The organism is Candidatus Hakubella thermalkaliphila (assembly GCF_013281975.1).
GTDB classification, from domain to species: Bacteria; Actinomycetota; Humimicrobiia; order Hakubellales; family Hakubellaceae; genus Hakubella; species Hakubella thermalkaliphila.
On the sequence record NZ_BLRZ01000170.1, the window covers coordinates 1 to 2,765 of the forward strand.

A 2,765-nucleotide genomic window follows, 5' to 3' on the forward strand; every position below is an offset into this window, starting at 1 on the left:
TCTAACAAGATTTACCGTTGCCGGAATCCCCTTGATCACTTCTGTATCACTAAGGTTGGGTTTGAAAGATATCTTGTCAGCTTATCTTCCTCCTATCTAGGGAAATGAATCAATTCCGGTTGTTGATACTTTGATTCTGCTTATGTGCAACATTACCCTGGGTAGACAGCCCCTCTATGAGCTGGGGCAGTGGGTTCAGAGTATCGATCCAAGCTGTTTTGGGTTATCAGTGGAAAATCTCAGGATATTCAACGATGATCGTTTTGCACGAGCACTGGACAAGCTGTATCTTGCCGACCGTGCTTCTCTGATGACTGAAGTTGTTGTGAAAATGATAGAAGAGGTGGATCTTGAGCTTAGCCGGATACACAACGATTCAACAACCGTAAAGGCTTATGGGAAAATACCTGGTAAGACTATTACTGGTTTAGAGTTGGCACGGGGCAATAGCAAAGACCACCGCCCCGATTTAAAGCAGTTGGTTTTCAGTTTGAGTATTTCTTCTGATGGGGCTGTTCCGGTACACTACAAAACATATTCTGGGGACCGTACAGATGATACCATGCATATTGAAACATGGACTACAGTGAGCAAAATAACCCGCAAACATGACTTCATCTACGTGGCAGACTGTAAGGTGTGTACCTCAAATCAACTGGGCTATATCGTGGGTAAAGGCGGCCGTGTTATTACTACAGTGCCAAATACGTGGAAAGAAGCAATGACATTCAAAGAAGGGCTTCGTTTGGAGAAAAAGGGGGGAAAGCGCATATGGAGAAGAAAGATACCAGGGGGCTGGGGTGAAGTGGAATACTACTCGCTATTTTGCGGGGATTACAGCACGGAAAAAGCAGGCTACCGGATGTATTGGTACCACTCAAGCGAAAAGAGAAAGAATGATGCTCTGAGCAGGGAGCAAAAGTTACAAAAGGTAGAAAGCAATCTCTTGAATCTGTTGCCCAAGCTGAACAAGAAAAAGCTGAAAATGAGAGAAGAGATCGAGAAACGAATAGAAGAAATCCTGAAGAAGTACAAAGTAAAGAAGTTCCTCAAGATCTCACTCACTGAAGTAAGGCAATCATATAGGGTGCAAATAGGCAGGGGGAGGCCGGGACCGAAGACAAAATACAAGAAGTGTGTTGAGATGGTTTATTCTCTTGTCTGGGAGAGAAACAAGGAAGCGCTGAAGCGAGAAAAAAATGTTGACGGTATTTTCCCTTTGCTTACTACAGATGACTCATTATCAGCGAAGGAAGTTCTGCGTGCCTATAAATATCAACCCCGGTTAGAGAAACGCTTCACCCAATTCAAGAGCGTTCATGAAGCAGCTCCGCTACTCTTCAAAAAAATAGAACGAGTGGAAGGGATAATGTTTTTATTTTTTCTCTCCCTGATGATTCAAGCCATAATCGAGAGAGAAGTACGATTGAAAATGAAGGAATGGGGAATCAAGACCCTACCCATTTACCCAGAATCCAGAGATGCTTATCATCCAACCACCTCAAAGATCTTAGATGCCTTTGACGGCATTTCCTCTTATCAGGTAAGAATGGGACAAATGACCAAAGAATTCCGAGATTCCTTGACCCAAACACAGGAACAAATTTTAAACCTGTTGGGGATCAGCTCAGATTACTATTGGGGACAGTCTGTCGTAGAAGGTGAAAAATCCGAAAAAACATGATTTCAACTTGCGGAAAATGGGTTATCATACGCCAGACACGTTGTCAACAACCCCGTCCCCAAGTGTTTATTTTCCTACCAAGGGTTACTGTAGTGTTTTGGAGAAGAGCCCGTTTTTCATTGCGGATGTACGATGCTTTTAAGACGCAATCCACTCCCATCAGCATTTATACTCCATTCAGCCTGCCCAAATTCTTCTTTGACCTTGTTTCTGCCGTGGGCTTCAAGATACTCACCTTCAGATATTGCCCGTTCAACAACAGTGGTAAACGAAAGGGAATTATCCCTAAGAGACCACTTTAAGTTGCTAAACCAGGGACGGAAATTAATTGTTGAATGGATAGCCCGCTCCAAGCTGCCCCATCCCCCGAAATCAGGGGCTTTGTATTTCTCTTTGGCTGCTCGCACTCCCTCCGGAAAAAGTAGCGTGAGCATTTCAATTGACGGGAGACTAAAGGAACGTTGCCCGGTAATGACACTATCCACGTCAAAGCCGCCTAACACATCGATATTGGCGAGTGCCATGGGATCATCTGCCCGGGATATGGGACGGCCGTAGTAGATATAAGCGCCTGTCGGCGACCATTTGGGCAGCCACTCCGCCCCATCAACAGGAGCATGTCCATGTCCTGTAAAATGCGGCGTATTCGTTTGAAGATCAAGAAAACCTACAAATATGGCACCATCAAAGATTCCGCCGCGGCGGCTGTGAAGAAAAAAGCCAAGTTTATTCCCATTCGGCGACAGGCCGAAGGGCTGGAGGATACCAAATCCATGCCAAGGACCTCCCTCAACTCCTGTGCCCATATTAAATATGCTATCAGCTGGTACAAGGCGGCCCCACTGTTCTTTAAGCATTGCTTGGCCTTGCTCGGCTCGCAGCAAAACAGTGCCGTTGCGTAAATCCGCAAGCCACACGCCGCTCGTTGTTAAAGAGCCTGTGTTGAATGCAACGAATGGAAATTGTACGTATTCAACTACATGTATCTCTCCTTCTATTTTCATTATACGAACAGGTATACCTTCTAGTAGGGTCAAGGAATGGCGCCATAGACTTAGGTAGTGCTTATCTGTTTCTCTCC

At 45.2% G+C, this 2,765-nt stretch carries 2 protein-coding genes; one reads left to right on the top strand and one right to left on the bottom strand.

Going from position 1 to position 2,765, the window contains the following annotated elements; genetic code table 11:
- Window positions 1–130 precede the first annotated feature (130 nt).
- Entirely contained in the window at window positions 131–1,684 is a 1,554-nt protein-coding gene (locus tag HW443_RS10430) for an IS1634 family transposase (RefSeq protein ID WP_258190510.1), read from the top strand.
- Between the two features lie 116 nt (window positions 1,685–1,800).
- On the opposite strand, the gene HW443_RS10435 is transcribed toward HW443_RS10430, so the two are convergent.
- The coding region (locus tag HW443_RS10435) for a hypothetical protein (RefSeq protein ID WP_219857114.1) at window positions 1,801–2,765 on the bottom strand (965 nt) is incomplete at its 5' end.